Origin of the sequence: Thalassobius vesicularis (genome assembly GCF_004799325.1) — a bacterium.
Classification (GTDB): Bacteria; Pseudomonadota; Alphaproteobacteria; order Rhodobacterales; family Rhodobacteraceae; genus Thalassobius; species Thalassobius vesicularis.
The window spans coordinates 303,511-319,917 of the sequence record NZ_SSMD01000003.1 but is presented as its reverse complement, the minus strand read 5'-3'; the positions used below and the strand labels follow the sequence as shown (position 1 = coordinate 319,917).

Here is a 16,407-nt window from a genome sequence, read left to right as displayed (position 1 = left end):
AGCAGGACGCTGAATGCAACAGGAGGTGGCCCATGAAACCACGGATCGGACTGGCCCTAGGCAGCGGCGGCGCGCGCGGGTGGTGCCATATCGGCGTAATGCGCGCCCTGGCCGAAGAAGGGATCACCCCCGACGTGATCTGCGGCACCTCGATGGGGGCTTTGGTGGGGGCGGCGGCGTGTTCGGGCGCGCTGGACAAGCTGGAAGCATTCGCCCGCAACCTGACCCAGCTGAGCGTCGCGCGGATGGTGGATATCGACGTGACCTCGGGCGGGCTGATCACCGGCGACAGGATCGTGCAGGCATTGCAGGGCCTCGGCTATGGCGAGCGGATCGAGGCGCTGGACCGTCCCTTCATGGCCGTGGCGACCGACCTTTACGCCGGGCGCGAGGTTTGGCTGCAGGACGGCCCGTTGCTGCCTGCGATCCGCGCCTCGATCGGGATACCCGGTATCTTTGCGCCGTATCACAAGGACGGCCGCTGGCTGCTGGACGGCGGGATGAGCAACCCGATCCCGGTGTCCTGCGCGCGGGCCTTGGGGGCGGATGTGGTGATTGCGGTCGATCCGAACTCGAAACTCTACAGCATCCGCCGGGACGCGCCGCAGCCGCAAACACCGGGATTCGGGCTGGATCAGGTGGTCGACACCTTGCCCGCCGCCGTACAGCCGCTGTTGCGCAGCTACCTGAGTGACAAGACCCGCAAACGCCAGCGCCCTCCGGCCTATCTGGACGTGCTCTCGACCTCGATCGACGTGATGACCGATCACATCCGCCGCGCCCGCCTGGCCGGAGAGCCGCCACATGTCATGGTCAACCTGACCCTGATGGACAAGATGACCGTGCTGGATTTCACCAAGGCCGATCTGGCGATCCGCGAGGGGTACGAGGCGATGAAGGCACAAATGCCGGGGCTGCAGGCAATCCTGTCCTGACACTGGACCCCGGTGCGCTGCGTGCTAGGTTTGCCCGGCACACTTAAGGAGCCCACGATGATCCCATTCTCCGTTCTCGACCTGTCGCCCGTCCCCGAAGGGCACGAGATCGCCGAGGCGCTGGCCAACACCGTCGATCTGGCGCAAGAGGCCGAGGCAGCAGGCTATGGGCGCTATTGGATGGCTGAGCATCACAACATGCCGGGAATCGCGTCTGCGGCGACCTCGGTGCTGATCGGGCATGTGGCAGGCAAGACGCGGCATATCCGCGTGGGTGCCGGTGGGATCATGCTGCCCAACCACTCGCCGCTGGTGATTGCCGAGCAGTTCGGCACGCTGGCGACGCTCTATCCCGACCGCATTGATCTGGGGCTGGGGCGCGCGCCGGGGACGGATCAGGAAACCATGCAGGCCCTGCGCCGCAACATGTCCGGGCCGGATCGCTTTCCGCAGGACGTGATGGAGCTGGTGCAATATTTCCAGGACGAGAAAGAGGGCCAGCGCGTCCGTGCCTTTCCGGGCGTCGGCACGCGGGTACCTGTGTGGATTCTGGGCTCGTCCCTCTATGGCGCGCAGCTGGCGGCCTATCTGGGGCTGCCCTACGCCTTTGCCTCGCATTTCGCGCCGGCGGATCTGGAGGAAGCCTCGCAAATCTATCGCGCGACCTTTCAGCCGTCATATTTTCTGGAAAAACCGTACTTCATGATGGCCGTGAACGTGTTCGCCGGGGCGGATGATGCCGAGGGGGCGTATCTGCGCACCTCGATGCAGCAGGCCTTTGCGAAGATGCGGACCGGCAAACGTGGCAAGCTGCCCGCGCCCGTGGACCGGATCGAGGACCATATCGAGCCCGCGCTGCTGCGCATGGTGAACCAACAGCTGGCGATCAGCGCCTATGGATCACGCGACACGGTGGCGGCGCACCTGGAGGTTCTGATCGACCGCTTCCAGCCTGACGAGCTGATCGTGAACGGACAAATCCACGACATCGGAAAACGGATTGCCTCGTTCAAGATCGCGGCGGAAATCCTTAGCGCGCGTAACGGCTGACGAAGTTGCGCAGGATGCGGTCGGGCGCGTGCACGTCCGCCGCGCGGCACATATGGATCAGGCTGTCGGCCTCTTCGGGCGGGAAATAGCCCTTGTTCTTGTAGATGCGGATGCGCAGCTCAAACCCGGCGCTGTCGGCCTCGGGGTGGAATTGCGTGGCATAGACGTTCTGGCCATAGCGGATCATCTGGAACGGGCAGGGGCCGGAGGACAGAAGATGCACCGCGCCTTCGGGCAGGTGCTGCACGGCCTCTTTATGGCCAACAAAGGCGTGGAACTGATCGGGTAGCCCCGCCAAGATCGGATCCGCCGCGCCCTCGGGGGTTTGCACACACAGCGAGGGGCCGACCGGTTCGCCATATTGCGCCTTGCTGACCGTCGCGCCCAGGTGATGCGCCAGAATGCCGATGCCATAGCAGCAGCCCATGAAGGGCACGTCCTGCGCGGTGATCTGTGGCATCAGCGACAGGATTTCCGCCTCGATCTTCGCCTCCAACGGGTCTTTCTTTTCTGGGGCATCGGACACGCAGCCCGGACCGCCGCCGACGATCACGCCGGAATAATCCGCCAGATCCAGATCGGGCATGTCCTCGGATTCCAGCCGGATACGCCGGGTCTGATCGGCGCTGAGGCCGCCCTTGGCCAGAAAGGCCGCGTATTCGTCGTCGGACGCTTCGGCCTCGGGGCGCAATTGCAGGATCAGAAAGGGTTTCATCGGCGCTGTTCCACTGGTTCCGGACTGGGCAGGGGATAAAAGAACTGGTTCCAGGAAGAAAGATCAATCTTCGGCATAGGTTTTTGCGCTCATTTGATCTGGATCAACAAAGTACCCTCTTTTGTCACATTCTAATACCAGAATACGAATCTAGCCGCGGAGGAGGGGGCAAGATCATGGGTATCATTCGCCTGTTTGCCTTGGCAGCGGGGCTTGGCGTGGCCATGCCTCTGGGGGCCTTGGCACAGCAATCCACACCGGAACCCAGCCTGCAAAGCACGGCTGACCATTCCAAGTTCGAGATCCTGAACAAACCTTTCGCCTCGGGCCCGGAAGTGACCGAAGCCTGCCTGTCCTGCCACAACCAGGCGGACGATCAGGTCAAGATGCACTCTATCCACTTCGACTGGGACTATGAGCACCCCGAGACCGGCCAGAAACTGGGTAAGCGTAACGTCATCAACTCGTTTTGCGGCTCGGTCGCGGGGAACGAGCCGCGCTGCACCTCGTGCCATGCGGGCTATGGCTGGACCGATATGAACCAGCCCCCACCGCAAGAGGCGAACGCGGTGGACTGTCTGGTCTGCCACGACCGGTCGGCGAATTACACGAAACTGGCCACCGGGGCGGGGCACCCGCCGATGGAGGCAAAAGGCACCACTATCACCGGGGCCAAGGCCTGGGCGGTTGACCTGACCAAGGCCGCGCAAAGCGTTGGGATGCCGGGGCGGGACAATTGCGGCAACTGCCACTTCTACGGCGGTGGCGGGGATAACGTGAAGCACGGGGATCTGTCCTCGGCCCTGTATAACCCGTCGCATGATGTGGACGTGCACATGTCCGCGAAAGAAGACGGCGGCGAGGGGATGACCTGCTCGACCTGCCACGCCTCGGAGGAACACGCCTGGGCCGGATCGCGCTATAATGTCGAGGCGGCGGACACCACCGGCACCGGCAAACCGGGCGAGCATCGCTACTCGGCCAGTTGCCAAAGCTGCCACGGAACCGAACCCCACCCCGTCACCCTGAAGGGCGTGAAGCTGAACGACCACACCGACAAGCTGGCCTGCCAGACCTGTCACATCCCCAGCTTTGCCCGCGGCGGCGTGCCCACCAAAACCCTGTGGGACTGGTCGACGGCCGGCAAGCTGGACAAGGACGGCAAGCCGATCTCTGAGGACGGGTTCGTCTCGTCCACCGGCAAGCATCTGCACACGTACCTGTCCACCAAGGGCAATTTTGAATACGGCGAGGACGTCACGCCCTACTACGCGTGGTTCGACGGGCAGGTGGAATATTCGACCATCGACCGCAAGATCGACCCGACGCAAACGGTCGAGGTGAACTCGATCAACGGCCACCCGGGTCAGCCCGACAGCCGCATCTGGCCGTTCAAACGGATGGAGGGGCGGCAGGCCTATGACGTCGAGAACAAGAACCTCGTCTACACCCATGTCTGGGGCCCGAAAACCGACACAGCGTTCTGGACCAACTTCGACTGGGCCAAGGCGATTGATGCGGGCATGAAGGCCGCCAAGCAGCCGTACTCAGGCAAGTTCGATTTCGTCGACACCTATATGTACTGGCCGATCACCCACATGGTCGCCCCCTCTGAACAGGCGGTCGAGTGCGAGGAATGCCATGCCAAGGACGGCCGGATGCAAAACATCGCGGGCATCTTCATGCCGGGCACCGACACCAACAGCTGGATCGGCATCCTGGGCAAACTGCTGGTGCTGGGCGCGCTGGCGGGTGTGCTGATGCACGGCGCGCTGCGGCTGTTCACCGGCAAGAAAGGAACTCACCATGACTAAGCGTTTCGTCAAGGTTTACCCCCGCTTCGAACGGCTGTGGCACTGGATGCAGGTTCTGCTGATTATGGCATTGCTGTTCACAGGGCTTGGGCTGAACGGGGTACACTCGGTCATCCCGTTCGGTCCGGCGGTGATGCTGCACACGATCGCGGCTCTGGCGCTGCTGACGCTGTGGATCTTTGCCACCTTCTGGCTGTTCACCACCGGCACATGGAAACAGTTCATCCCCAAGATCGAGGGCATGATCGAGGTGGCCAAGTTCTACGCTTACGGCGTCTTCAGCGGGCAGGAGCATCCCTACAAAAAAATCTTCTGGCGCAAGCACAACCCGCTGCAAGCCGCGACGTATTTCGGGCTGAAATGGTTCGTCTTTCCGGCGATCTGGGTCTCGGGCGTGTTGTACCTGACCTATAATTTCTGGGGGCAGGGCGCGCAGATCATCACAATCGTGGCCAATATCCACCTGCTGGCCGCCTATGTGATCGCCGCCTTCGTGATCGTCCACGTCTACCTGCTGACCGTCGGCCACGGCTTCCGCAGCCACGTCCGCCCGATGCTGACCGGTTATGACGAGGTCGACCTGACCCCCGAACAGCTGGCCTATCTTGAACAGAACGAACCCGACCGGCTGTTGCCAGCCGAATGACTTCCCCCTGTGCGTTACTGACCCCGGCTTCGGCTGGGGTTTTTTTTCGGAACCATCCGCGCGGGTCTGCGTTCTGACAGTGTAGGAACCTGGGGAGGTGATCACACACCACAGAAAATGAAAAACCCGCCAATGGCGGGCTTTGCGGCGTAACGCGGATTTGGGGCCTCAGGCACCCCAGCTGCGGATCGGACCGCAATCCATGTGCACGAAGTTCGACCGGCTGTACTTGCCAACGCCCCCAGCATGGCAAGCGGATGCAGCGCGGTAGATCTGGCTGACCGAGCGCGAGCCCAGACGCAGGTCTGCGGCCTGGCCCTGCATGTGCAGCGAGTTCTTGGCCACCTTGCGCGACGACGAACGCAGCATCGCATTGGTTGCCGGGCAGCGATAGCCCGAAAGCAGAGTGTAGGGCTCGTTCACGTCCAACAGGTTATGCGTGGCCGCGATGATGTCCAGCGTGCGGGTGTCCATCGACTTGGTTTCGTTGGTACGCCAGTCGCGCATGAAAAAGTTGATCTCTTTCAGGGCGTCTTTGACGTATTCGCCCTCGATCCAGTAGATCATGTCGAGTTTTTCACCGGTGCGCCCCGAGTACATACGCACGCGGCGAATGTCGCCTGCGCCGCGCAGAAACCCTGCTGCATTGGAAAAAGTCGGTGCTGCCGTCAGCGTGGTCGCCGCGAAGGCACCGAGAAGTGCACGCCGCGAAATGCCCGTGGAGCCGTCTTTCGTCATCAGTAACGCCGTCCCGTCGTTCTTGCTTGGCCGCGACGTTGCGCAGCCCCTGCCTATGTCATCCCCAGATGCACGGGTTTTATGCCATAGGTTTTCCCCGTGACCAAACCCGTTTTTTCGCAAATTTTCTGAAATCAAGAGGAGTCGGCGAAAAATTGCTGAATGTTTCCGTTTTGTGGCAAACTCGTGAGATGCGATGCCCGCTTGCATCACTCTGCGGCACCTTTTTCTTCTGAAGGAAATGTGATTAGACAGATGGTTAGACTGCTTGAGACAGTTAGAGATACTTCGCGCGTTCAGAAAAATAAGAGGGACGAGATCATGCGCACGCTGACCCGTTCCGGCATTGTCCGGTTTGTTTTTGCCTTTGCTTCCATGGTGCTGATTGCACTTCCGGCCCAGATTCGGGCCGAAATCCCGGCTTTCAAGCAAGCCGTGGCCGAGGCCGCCGCGCTGGATCGCGACATCGCGGATTTCTACCGCGAGACCGAATATGCCCCGATCTGGACCGGCCCTGAGGCACTGGATCAAAGCCGCCGCCGCGCCTTGCTGGCCGCTTTGGACACCGCTGCAGCCCACGGTTTGCCCGCCGCGCGCTATGATGTGCCGGGTCTGCTGGCCATGTTGGCTGATGTCCGCAGCGCCCGTGATCTGGGCAAGGTCGAAGTCGCCATGTCCAAGGCGTTCCTGACCTACGCGCGCGACGTGCAGACCGGCATTCTGAAACCCGGTGCCGTCGACGATGACATCAAGCGCGAAGTTCCGCTGCGCAACCGCAAGGGCTATCTGACGGATTTCGTCCAAGCTTCGCCCGACGCGTTCCTGCGGGCCCTGCCGCCGCATAATCCCGAATACACCCGCCTGATGAAGGGCAAACTGACACTTGAACGCACAATCGAGCGTGGCGGCTGGGGCGCCACCGTGCCCGGCAAGAAGCTGGAGCAGGGTGATTCCGGCCCCGCCGTCGTGGCGCTGCGCGACCGTTTGATCGCGATGGGCTATCTGACCCGCACCGCCACGCGCAGCTATGACGCCGAGATCATGGTGGCCGTTCAGAAATTCCAAGCGGCACATGGTCTGGACACCGACGGCGTTGCCGGCGGCGGCACCCTGACGGAAATCAACGTCTCGCCCGAAGAACGCCTGAAATCCGTCATCGTCGCGATGGAGCGCGAGCGTTGGATGAATATGGAGCGTGGCAAGCGTCACATCCTGGTCAACCTGACCGATTTCACCGCCAAGGTGATGGACGACAACAAGCTGACCTTCGTCACGCGCTCGGTCGTGGGCATGAATCAGCATGACCGCCGCAGCCCGGAATTCTCGGACGAGATGGAGCACATGATCGTCAACCCGACGTGGAACGTGCCCCGTTCGATCGCGGTCAAGGAATACCTGCCGATGCTCAAGAAGAACCCAAACGCTGCGGGTCATCTGAACATCACGGATTCCAGCGGCCGCGCGGTCAGCCGGGCCAATGTCGACTTCAACCAGTACACCGAAAAGAACTTCCCCTTCGACATGAAGCAGGCGCCGTCGAACTCGAACGCGCTGGGTCTGGTGAAGTTCATGTTCCCGAACCGCTATAACATCTACCTGCACGACACCCCGGCCAAAAGCCTGTTCGCCCGCGAAACCCGCGCCTATAGCCACGGCTGCATTCGTCTGGCGCAGCCCTTCGATTTTGCTTACACGCTGCTGGCCCGCCAGACCGACGATCCCAAGGGCGTGTTCCACAAGGTGCTGAAAACCGGGCGGGAAACCCAGATTGATCTGGAACAGAACATCCCCGTGCACATCATCTACCGCACCGCACTGACCACTCCGCGCGGCCAGCTAGAGTTCCGCCGTGACGTCTATGGCCGCGACGCCAAGATTTGGAACGCTCTGGATGCGGCAGGGGTGGCGTTGATCGCCAATCGGGGGTAAATCACGCCCCAGCACTATCTGGAGGCGGACACATGACGCACACGGTCAAGGACATCGCTGCGGCGCTGGGGGCTCAGGCTTTCGGCGCTGTAGATCTGCCGATTTCCGGCGTGGCGGAACCCGCGATGGCAGGGCCGGGCGATCTGGCCTTGGCCATGAGCCCGAAATACGCCGAGGGCCTGAGCGCAGGCAAGGCACGCGCCGCGATGGTCTGGGCCGGCGCCGACTGGCAGGCGCTTGGCCTTGAGGCCGCGATCGTGCCCAACCGTGCGCGCTATGCAATGTCCGGCCTGTCCGCGATGATGGATCAGGGGCAGGGCTATGCGGCGGGCATCCATCCCTCGGCCGTCATCGACCCCTCTGCCCAACTGGGTGAAAATGTCAGCGTCGGCCCGCTGACCGTGATCGGCCCCCGCGCACAGATCGGCGCGAACTCGGTCATTGGGCCGCAATGCTTCATTGGCGCCGATGTCACTCTGGGTGAAGGCGCATTCCTGCGCGAAGGCGTCAAGCTGGGCGCCCGCGTCCGCATCGGCAAGCGATTCATCGGCCAGCCGGGGGCAACCGTCGGCGCGGATGGCTTCAGCTTTGTCACGCCCGAGGTGTCGGCGGTCGAAAAGGTCCGCGAAACCCTTGGCAAGGAAACCGAGCTGCACGGCCAGTCTTATGCCCGCATTCATTCGCTTGGAAATGTCACCATCGGCGACGATGTTGAACTGGGCGCCAACAGCTGTATCGACCGGGGCACCGTGCGTGACACCCGCATCGGCAACGGCGTGAAATTCGACAACCTTGCCCAGATCGGCCACAACGTCGAGATCGGCAACGACTGCCTGATCTGCGCGCAGGTCGGCGTCGCGGGCTCGACCCGGATCGGCAATAACGTCGTGCTGGGCGGGCAGACCGGCGTCTCGGACAACCTGTTTATCGGCGATCACGTCATCACCGGCGGCGCCACCAAGGTGTTGTCGAATATCCCCGCGGGCCGTGTCATGCTGGGCTATCCGGCGATGAAAATGGACCAGCATATCGAGATCTACAAATACCTGCGCAGACTGCCGCGCCTGTTCCGTGACGTCTCTGTGTTACAAAAGGGCCTTAAAAGCTCGCCGGACAATGACTAATTATTCCTCTGAGAGAGGATAGAAGGGCCGGGATCATGAGCATCAAGGATAAAGTGATCGCAATCATCGCTGAACAAGCCGTGCTGGAGCCGTCGGACGTGACGATGGACAGCACGCTGGAAAGTCTGGGGATCGACAGCCTGGGCCTGGTGGAATCGATCTTTGCCATCGAAGAGGCATTCGACATCACGGTGCCCTTCAACGCCAACGAACCCGATCAAAGCGATTTCGACATCTCATCGGTGGCCTCGATCGTTGCCGGCATCGAAAAACTGGTGACCGAGCAAGCCGCATGAGGCGCGTCGTCATTACCGGGGCTGGCACCGTCAACGCGCTGGGTCAGAACGTCCCCGACACGCTGGAGGCCATGCGCGAAGGGCGCTGCGGCATCACCGATCTGGAATTTCCGGATGTCGAGCGTCTGTCGATCCGCATCGGCGGCCAGATCAAGAATTTCGACGAGAACGAACGCTTCAACCGCCAGCAACTGGCGTTGTACGACCGTTTCACCCAGTTTACGCTGATCGCCGCCCGCGAAGCCATCGCGCAATCCGGTCTGGAATTCACCGACGAGCTGTCGGCCCGCGCGGGCGTCGTTCTGGGCAATTCCGGCGGGGGCATGACCACGCTGGATGAGAATTATCGCAGCGTCTACGAAGAGGGAAAGAACCGCGTTCATCCCTTCGTCGTGCCCAAACTGATGAACAACGCCGCTGCCAGCCATGTCTCGATGGAGTTCAACCTGCGCGGCCCCAGCTTCACCGTGTCCTCGGCCTGCGCGTCCTCGAACCACGCGATGAGCCAGGCATTTCAGATGATCCATGGCGGGTTCTGCCGGGCGATGATCACCGGCGGCTCGGAATCCATGCTGTGCTTTGGCGGTGTGAAAGCCTGGGAAGGGCTGCGCGTGATGTCCAAGGACGCCTGCCGCCCCTTTAGCGCCAACCGCAACGGCATGGTGCAGGGCGAAGGCGCAGGCGTCTTCGTGTTCGAGGAATACGAGCACGCCCGCAAACGCGGCGCAACCATCCTGGCCGAAGTTGTGGGCTTTGCCATGACCTCGGACGCGTCCGACATCGTGATGCCGTCGAAAATGGGCGCCGCCCGCACCATCGCCGGGGCGCTGAACGACGCCAAGATCACGCCCGATCAGGTCGGCTATATCAACGCGCACGGCACCGGCACCGCCGCCAATGACAAGACCGAATGCGCCGCCGTATCGGACGTGTTCGGCCACCACGCGGACAAGGTGATGATCTCTTCGACCAAGGCGATGCACGGCCACCTGATCGGCGGCACCGGCGCTGTCGAGCTGCTGGCCTGCATCATGGCCCTGCGCGACGGCGTGATCGCGCCCACCATCGGGTACGAGGAATTCGACCCCGAATGCGCGCTGGACGTCGTCCCGAACGAGGCCCGCGAGGCCAGGATCGACTACGCGCTGTCGAACGCCTTTGCCTTTGGCGGGCTGAACTCGGTCCTTGCGCTGAAACGGTTCTGATCCCCTGAAACGAGCCAGAGGCGCCACGGTTTCCCGGGCGCCTCTGTCATTTCATAGCTTCGCGCTGGCTTATTGCTTGGGCGCGCCGGGCATTTCGATCGGCTTGATCTTGTCGAACCCTGCGGTGAAGCCTTTCAACGAGAAGGTCACCGTCATGCGTTCATTCGGGGCCACGAACGGAACCACCTGCAGAACCGCCTTGGCGCCGCTCTTCATCTCGGTCACTTCCTCGGCGGTCAGGCCGATGCGGGCGTAGCAGCCCAGCGGATCGCAAACCGAGTAGGGGTAACGCTTGGTTGCGCCATCGTCGATCGTCATGGTCAGCTGCGCGGGCAGCAGCACCTCCAGCGGGACAGCGATCACGGCACCGGCAACGGCGGGGCTACCTTCGGGCAGACGGAACAGGCGGATGTTGGACAGCGGCTTGCCATCTGCGCCATAGGCCTCCTGGAACAGCTGGCAGGGCTCGTCCGCGGTGCCGGTCTTCAGGCATTCCAGTTTCCAGTCGCCCGACTCTTCACGGAAATAGGGCTGCGGGCCGGCGTTCACTTCCTGACCCATGGCAAGACCGGAATCTTCGGCGGGCTTCTCGGTCTTGGTGGCATCCTGTGCCATCAGCGGCGAAGCAAGGGCCGCAACCAGAGCGAAGGGCAGGGCAGAGCGGAGGTTCAACATCGTTATTCCCTTTTGGGTTCAATTTGCTGCGGACTTACCACGCCCGGACAGGGCTGTCAGGTCACATTATCCTGACCATGCCGCCCCACGCGCGAAAACCTGCCGCCGCTTGGGCCGAACGGGTCAACGAGTCCGCGGAAATAAGAAAAGGGACCACAAGGGTCCCCTTTCCGTATTTTTTTGCTCCCCGTCGGACTGGCCGACTTAGTCATTGAGCAGACGCTAGGACAGTTGCCGGGGATGGTCAACCGCGATTCCCAGCGTCTCGACAAAAAAAGACCGCACCAGCAAAGGTGCGGCCAGTCTGACAGGGAGGAAGTCCGTCCCGCCCGCAATGGACATGAAAGGCGGGAACGGATTTCACTGTGGCATAAAAGGGTTAACGGTGTATTTTCACACCGGACAGCTGACAGGAGGCGCACGTGCAGGACTCGATTTTCATTGGTGGCGGTGGTGAAAATTACGGCGACCCGCAGGTTCTGGCGCTGAAATACGCCAACCGGCACGGCCTGATTGCGGGCGCCACCGGCACCGGCAAGACCGTGACCCTGCAGATCATGGCCGAGGGGTTCTCGGCCGCCGGGGTGCCGGTTTTCATGTCCGACGTGAAGGGCGATCTGTCCGGCATCGCCAAGGCCGGGTCCGAGGCGTTCAAACTGCACGGCGCCTTTACCGAGCGCGCCGGCAAGATCGGCCTGACCGACTACGCCTACAGCGCCTTTCCGGTCACCTTCTGGGACATGTTCGGCGAACAGGGCCACCCCGTCCGCACCACCGTGGCCGAGATGGGCCCGCTGCTGCTGTCGCGCCTGCTGGAGTTGTCCGAGGCGCAAGAGGGCATCCTGAACATCGCTTTCCGCTTGGCCGACGAACAGGGTCTGGCGCTGCTGGACCTGAAGGATCTGCAGGCGTTGCTGGTCTGGATGGGCGAAAACCGCGCCGATCTGAACCTGCGCTATGGCAACATTTCCCCGGCCTCGGTCGGCGCAATCCAGCGCCGCCTGATGGTGCTGGAAAACCAGGGCGCGACCAACCTTTTCGGCGAACCAGCGCTGGAGTTGGCAGACCTCATGCGCACCGATCTGGACGGGCGCGGCCGCATCAACATCCTGGCCGCCGACAAACTCATGGCCAGCCCGCGCCTTTACGCGACCTTCCTGCTGTGGCTCCTGTCGGAACTGTTCGAGGAACTGCCCGAGGTGGGCGACCCCGACAAACCCAAGCTGGTATTTTTCTTTGACGAGGCGCACCTGCTGTTCGACGACGCCCCCAAGGCGCTGGTCGACAAGGTTGAACAGGTCGCGCGCCTGATCCGATCGAAAGGCGTCGGCGTCTATTTCATCACCCAGAACCCGGCGGACGTGCCCGAGGATATCCTGGGCCAGCTGGGCAACCGCGTCCAACACGCCCTGCGCGCCTTTACCGCCAAGGACCGCAAGGAATTGCGCCTGGCCGCCGAAACCTACCGCGACAACCCGCGTTTCGACACCGAGCAAGCCATCCGCGAAGTCGGTGTCGGCGAGGCCGTGACTTCGTTTCTGGAAAAAAAGGGCGTCCCCGGCGTGGTCGAGCGTACTCTGATCCGTCCGCCCTCGTCTCAACTGGGGCCCATTGAGCCTGCCGAGCGCCGTCGCTTCATCGACACCTCGCCCATCGCTGGCAAGTACGAGACCCTGAAGGACCGCCACTCGGCCTACGAAATCCTGACCAAGCGCGCCCAAGACGCCGCCCGCGAAGCCGAAGAGGCCGAACGCCGCGAGGCCGAGGCCGAAGCCGCCGAGCGCGAATACAAATCCGCCCGCCGCTATTCCGGCACCCGCGTCAGCCGCTCGTCATCGCGCGAAACCCGATCGAATTCACGCGGGGACACGATGGGAGAGGCCCTGGGCAAGGCGCTGGTCAAAGAGCTGAAAGGCACCACGGGCCGCCGCATCGTGCGCGGGATCTTGGGCAGCCTGTTCAGATCCCGCTGATCTGCGTCAAGGCGACAAACCGCTTTCAGGATTACACTTTCCTCATGGTTGGTCAGACGGCCAGCCATCATGGGTCGGGGGGCAGCCCGCCTCTCGACGATAGGGAGAGGGGACTTCTCATGAAAGCATTTGCACTTGGAATTATCACCGCAGCCGTCACGGCCATCTCCGCTCAGGCCGACACGATGCGACTGGTGGGCGAGCAGTGGCTGGGCACCAGCCCCACCAATCAGGCCCGCATGAACTGCCGCGCGCTGAACCTGCCCACCAACGGCACTATCACGCGTTACTGGATTTCGGGCACCAAGGGGTTCTACCTCAGCCCGAACGCGAACGGGTACATGGCCACGCTGGCCTTCCCGAATGGCGCAGACGGGGTGGGCGCGTTCATCCCGGCCCGGACCACGCTGTACCTGTGCCCGGATAAACCCGTGGCCGCCAGCTACTCGAAAATCGAGATCGAGATTCAATACTGATCCGATCCGAAACACAAAAGGCGCCCGGAACACCGGGCGCCTTCTTGTTTCGACAGGACGGCCTTATTTTTCGGGGATCAAGCCCCTTGGGCTGAACCGCAGCACCGCCAGCAGCACCACACCCATCGTCAGCAGGCGCATATGCGCGGCGCTGTCCAGCAGGTGGTTTTTCAGCGGGCCATCGGACATGCCGCTGGTGATCGTCTGCATCACCCACAGGCCCATCGGTTCGACCTGGACCCACAGGAACCAGATCAGGAACCCGCCCAGCACCGCACCCAGGTTGTTGCCCGAGCCGCCCACGATCACCATCACCCAGATCAGGAAGGTAAAGCGCAGCGGGTTGTAGGTGCCCGGCGTCAGCTGCCCGTCCAGCGTGGTCATCATCGCGCCCGCGATGCCGCAAACGGCCGAGCCCAGGATGAAGATCTGCAGGTGACGGCGGGTGACATCCTTGCCCATCGCCTCGGCCGCGGTTTCGTTGTCGCGGATCGCACGCATCATCCGGCCCCAGGGCGAATGCAGCGCCATCTGCGCCATCCACAGGATGATCAGCAGCACCACCGTGAACAGCACCGCGTACAGGCCCTTGACCCACAGTGTCGAGGCCGTCGTCGGGTCCATCCCCAGGCTGGCCGCACGCTCGACAAAGCTGGCCGAGTTCTGCAGGTCCACCTCATAGGGAACGGGGCGGGGCAGGCCGATGACGTTCTTCACGCCGCGCGCCAGCCAGTCCTCGTTCTTCATCACGGCGATGATGATCTCGGCGATGCCCAGCGTGGCAATCGCCAGATAATCCGAGCGTAGACCCAGCGCGGTCTTACCGATCACCCACGCAGCGCCCGCGGCCAGCAGGCCACCCACGGGCCACGCCAGCAGCACCGGCAAGCCCAGGCCGCCAATGTTGCCCGCCGCCGCCGGATTGATCGCTTCAACCGCCTCAACCGCCGGATCGAACACCGCGCGGTAGACGACAAAGCCGACGATCAGCAGCGCCAACAGGGCCAGCGTCCGCGCGATACCCTTGGGCATCTTCTTGTACAGCACCGCAGCCGCCACGATGACCGCCAGACCCAGCACCAGCGCGCCGATGATCTGGAACCCGCCCGCGCTCCACGCTTCGGGGATCGGGCTGGAGGAAACCAGAACCGCCGCCAACCCGCCAAGTGCCACAAAGCCCATGACGCCGACGTTGAACAGCCCGGCAAAGCCCCATTGCAGGTTCACCCCCAGCGCCATGATCGCGCTGATCAGGCCCATGTTCAGGATCAGCAGCGCCGAGTTCCAGCTTTGCATCACCCCCGTCAGCAGGATCAGGCCGCCGACAATCGCGAAAAGGCCGATTTTCTTACCCGTATCGCTCATACCGATTTCCCCTTGAACAGGCCCGTGGGCTTGAACAGCAGCACCACCAGCAGGATCGCAAAGCTGACGGCGAATTTATAATCCGTGGACAGCAACTGCACCAAGCCATCGGGCGACCAGCCCTCGGGCCCCAGATAGGCCAGCACTTTTTTCCACGCATAGGTCACCGTCACCTCGGAAAAGGCGATGACAAACCCGCCCGCGATGGCGCCCAGCGGATTGCCCAAGCCCCCCACGATGGCCGAGGCAAAGATCGGCAGCAGCAGCTGGAAATAGGTGAACGGCTTGAAGCTCTTGTCCAGCCCGTACAGAGTGCCCGCAACCGTCGCCAGCGCGGCCACGATCAGCCAGGTGATGACCACCACGCGCTCGGGGTTGATGCCCGACAGCAGCGCCAGATCCTCGTTATCCGAATAGGCGCGCATGGATTTGCCGGTGCGCGTCTTGTTCAGGAACCAGAACAGGGCGGCCACCACGACCACGGCGGTGATCACGGTGATGCCTTGCGTGGTCTTGATGGTCAGACCCTCGTCCAGCCCGGTCATTGCCTTGAAATCACGCGCGCTCAGGATGAAGCGTTCGCCATCCGCGAACCGCTGCTCATCCGGCCCGATGATGAAGCGCACCAACGAGTTCATGATGAACATCACGCCCATCGACACGATCACCAGGATCACCGGCTTGGCCTTTTGCGCCCGGTAAAAGCGATAGACCGCCCGGTCCGTCACCAGCACCAGCGCCGCACAGGCCGCAATACCAACAGGCAGCGCCAGCAGGGCAGTGGGCAGGGGGCCCAGATGGATGCCCATCGACTGGAACCACCAGGTCACCAGCACGACGACCATCGTGCCAAACGCCATCGTGTCACCATGCGCAAAGTTCGAGAACCGCAGGATGCCGTAAATCAACGTCACCCCCAGCGCGCCGATCGCCAGCTGGCTGCCATAGGCAATCGCAGGCACCAGCACGAAATTCGCCAGGGTCAGAAATGCGTGCAACAGGTCCATTACAGGTCCTCCGCTTTCAGGGGGGCAATCTTGCAGGTTCCTTCCGCCGACGCGGCCCGCATGTCGCCGTATTCAATCATGTGCTCGGTGAGCGCGATGAAACCGTCACTGCGGACCGACACCATCCGGGCGCGCAGGACATCCCCGTTCACGCCAAAGGCTGCGGTCTGCGGCAAGGCGTAAAAATGCGCGACCCCATGCGCTGTCGGCGTGGAATATCCGGGCATCTCGCGCAGGTCATACCCCGTGCCGCTTTGGCCGATCAGGCGGGCCGAGCCGCTCTCACGCGGCCAGAGCAACCGGAAAGCGCCGGTTTTCCGGGGCGGAAAATACCCTTCGCGCTCGACAACGGCGACTTCGCACTCAAACGACCAGCCGGGGGCCGAGGCGAAATCCAGCGCCATCGCACCTGTGGCAACCAGAGCGCCAACAGAGGACAGGCAAAGCTTGAACAGCATC

Annotated in this window: 16 protein-coding genes; 10 read left to right on the top strand and 6 right to left on the bottom strand. The window is 62.6% G+C overall.

The features are described from left to right. Window positions 1-32: 32 nt before the first annotated feature. Both E7681_RS08015 and E7681_RS08010 read left to right on the top strand, forming a co-directional pair. A complete protein-coding gene (locus E7681_RS08015) occupies window positions 33-935 on the top strand; it encodes a patatin-like phospholipase family protein (RefSeq protein ID WP_136338751.1) in 903 nt (300 codons plus the stop codon). Window positions 936-992: 57 nt separating this feature from the next. Further along, entirely contained in the window at window positions 993-1,985 is a 993-nt protein-coding gene (locus tag E7681_RS08010; RefSeq protein ID WP_136338750.1) for an LLM class flavin-dependent oxidoreductase, read from the top strand. Here the strand turns inward: E7681_RS08010 and E7681_RS08005 are convergent. Then, on the bottom strand, window positions 1,966-2,700 hold the full coding sequence (locus E7681_RS08005; RefSeq protein ID WP_136338749.1) for a glutamine amidotransferase: 735 nt from the start codon (window positions 2,698-2,700) through the stop codon (window positions 1,966-1,968). The two genes, E7681_RS08010 and E7681_RS08005, sit on opposite strands and share 20 nt — an antisense overlap. A 176-nt stretch (window positions 2,701-2,876) precedes the next feature. On the opposite strand from E7681_RS08005, the gene E7681_RS08000 reads away from it, so the two are divergent. Together E7681_RS08000 and E7681_RS07995 are read left to right on the top strand one after the other, a co-directional pair. Next, window positions 2,877-4,514 (top strand): tetrathionate reductase family octaheme c-type cytochrome, encoded by a 1,638-nt coding sequence (locus E7681_RS08000; protein WP_136338748.1) that lies wholly within the window; start codon window positions 2,877-2,879, stop codon window positions 4,512-4,514. Continuing rightward, window positions 4,507-5,160, top strand: a complete 654-nt coding sequence (locus E7681_RS07995; protein ID WP_136338747.1) for a cytochrome b/b6 domain-containing protein — start codon at window positions 4,507-4,509, stop codon at window positions 5,158-5,160. Before E7681_RS08000 ends, E7681_RS07995 begins: the two co-directional genes overlap by 8 nt. 168 nt (window positions 5,161-5,328) lie before the next feature. Here the strand turns inward: E7681_RS07995 and mepK are convergent, their stop codons facing one another. Then, window positions 5,329-5,898, bottom strand: a complete 570-nt coding sequence (gene mepK / locus E7681_RS07990) for a peptidoglycan L,D-endopeptidase MepK (protein ID WP_136338746.1) — start codon at window positions 5,896-5,898, stop codon at window positions 5,329-5,331. A 321-nt stretch (window positions 5,899-6,219) separates the two neighbouring features. On the opposite strand from mepK, the gene E7681_RS07985 reads away from it, so the two are divergent. From E7681_RS07985 to E7681_RS07970, 4 genes are read left to right on the top strand one after another with little or no spacing between them, the layout of a single operon-like run. Next, window positions 6,220-7,827 (top strand): L,D-transpeptidase family protein, encoded by a 1,608-nt coding sequence (locus E7681_RS07985; protein WP_136338745.1) that lies wholly within the window; start codon window positions 6,220-6,222, stop codon window positions 7,825-7,827. Between the two features lie 32 nt (window positions 7,828-7,859). After that, entirely contained in the window at window positions 7,860-8,951 is a 1,092-nt protein-coding gene (gene lpxD / locus E7681_RS07980) for a UDP-3-O-(3-hydroxymyristoyl)glucosamine N-acyltransferase (protein ID WP_136338744.1), read from the top strand. Window positions 8,952-8,986: 35 nt separating this feature from the next. Next, a complete protein-coding gene (locus tag E7681_RS07975; protein WP_136338743.1) occupies window positions 8,987-9,247 on the top strand; it encodes an acyl carrier protein in 261 nt (86 codons plus the stop codon). Next, the gene (locus tag E7681_RS07970) at window positions 9,244-10,452 is read left to right on the top strand and encodes a beta-ketoacyl-[acyl-carrier-protein] synthase family protein (protein WP_136338742.1); all 1,209 of its coding nucleotides are present in this window, start codon (window positions 9,244-9,246) and stop codon (window positions 10,450-10,452) included. The genes E7681_RS07975 and E7681_RS07970 overlap by 4 nt, the downstream gene beginning before the upstream one ends. 69 nt (window positions 10,453-10,521) lie before the next feature. On the opposite strand, the gene E7681_RS07965 is transcribed toward E7681_RS07970, so the two are convergent. Further along, a complete protein-coding gene (locus tag E7681_RS07965) occupies window positions 10,522-11,127 on the bottom strand; it encodes an invasion associated locus B family protein (protein ID WP_136338741.1) in 606 nt (201 codons plus the stop codon). A 422-nt stretch (window positions 11,128-11,549) separates the two neighbouring features. On the opposite strand from E7681_RS07965, the gene E7681_RS07960 reads away from it, so the two are divergent. Both E7681_RS07960 and E7681_RS07955 read left to right on the top strand, forming a co-directional pair. Then, the gene (locus E7681_RS07960; protein WP_136338740.1) at window positions 11,550-13,100 is read left to right on the top strand and encodes a helicase HerA-like domain-containing protein; all 1,551 of its coding nucleotides are present in this window, start codon (window positions 11,550-11,552) and stop codon (window positions 13,098-13,100) included. 119 nt (window positions 13,101-13,219) lie between these two features. Continuing rightward, window positions 13,220-13,576, top strand: coding sequence for a hypothetical protein (locus tag E7681_RS07955; RefSeq protein WP_136338739.1), 357 nt, complete (start codon window positions 13,220-13,222; stop codon window positions 13,574-13,576). Between the two features lie 63 nt (window positions 13,577-13,639). On the opposite strand, the gene E7681_RS07950 is transcribed toward E7681_RS07955, so the two are convergent. From E7681_RS07950 to E7681_RS07940, 3 genes are read right to left on the bottom strand one after another with little or no spacing between them, the layout of a single operon-like run. Next, window positions 13,640-14,941, bottom strand: a complete 1,302-nt coding sequence (locus E7681_RS07950) for a branched-chain amino acid ABC transporter permease (RefSeq protein ID WP_136338738.1) — start codon at window positions 14,939-14,941, stop codon at window positions 13,640-13,642. Beyond that, window positions 14,938-15,948 (bottom strand): branched-chain amino acid ABC transporter permease, encoded by a 1,011-nt coding sequence (locus tag E7681_RS07945; protein WP_136338737.1) that lies wholly within the window; start codon window positions 15,946-15,948, stop codon window positions 14,938-14,940. Before E7681_RS07945 ends, E7681_RS07950 begins: the two co-directional genes overlap by 4 nt. Further along, on the bottom strand, window positions 15,948-16,406 hold the full coding sequence (locus E7681_RS07940) for a hypothetical protein (protein WP_136338736.1): 459 nt from the start codon (window positions 16,404-16,406) through the stop codon (window positions 15,948-15,950). Before E7681_RS07940 ends, E7681_RS07945 begins: the two co-directional genes overlap by 1 nt. Between the last annotated feature and the right edge of the window lies 1 nt (window position 16,407).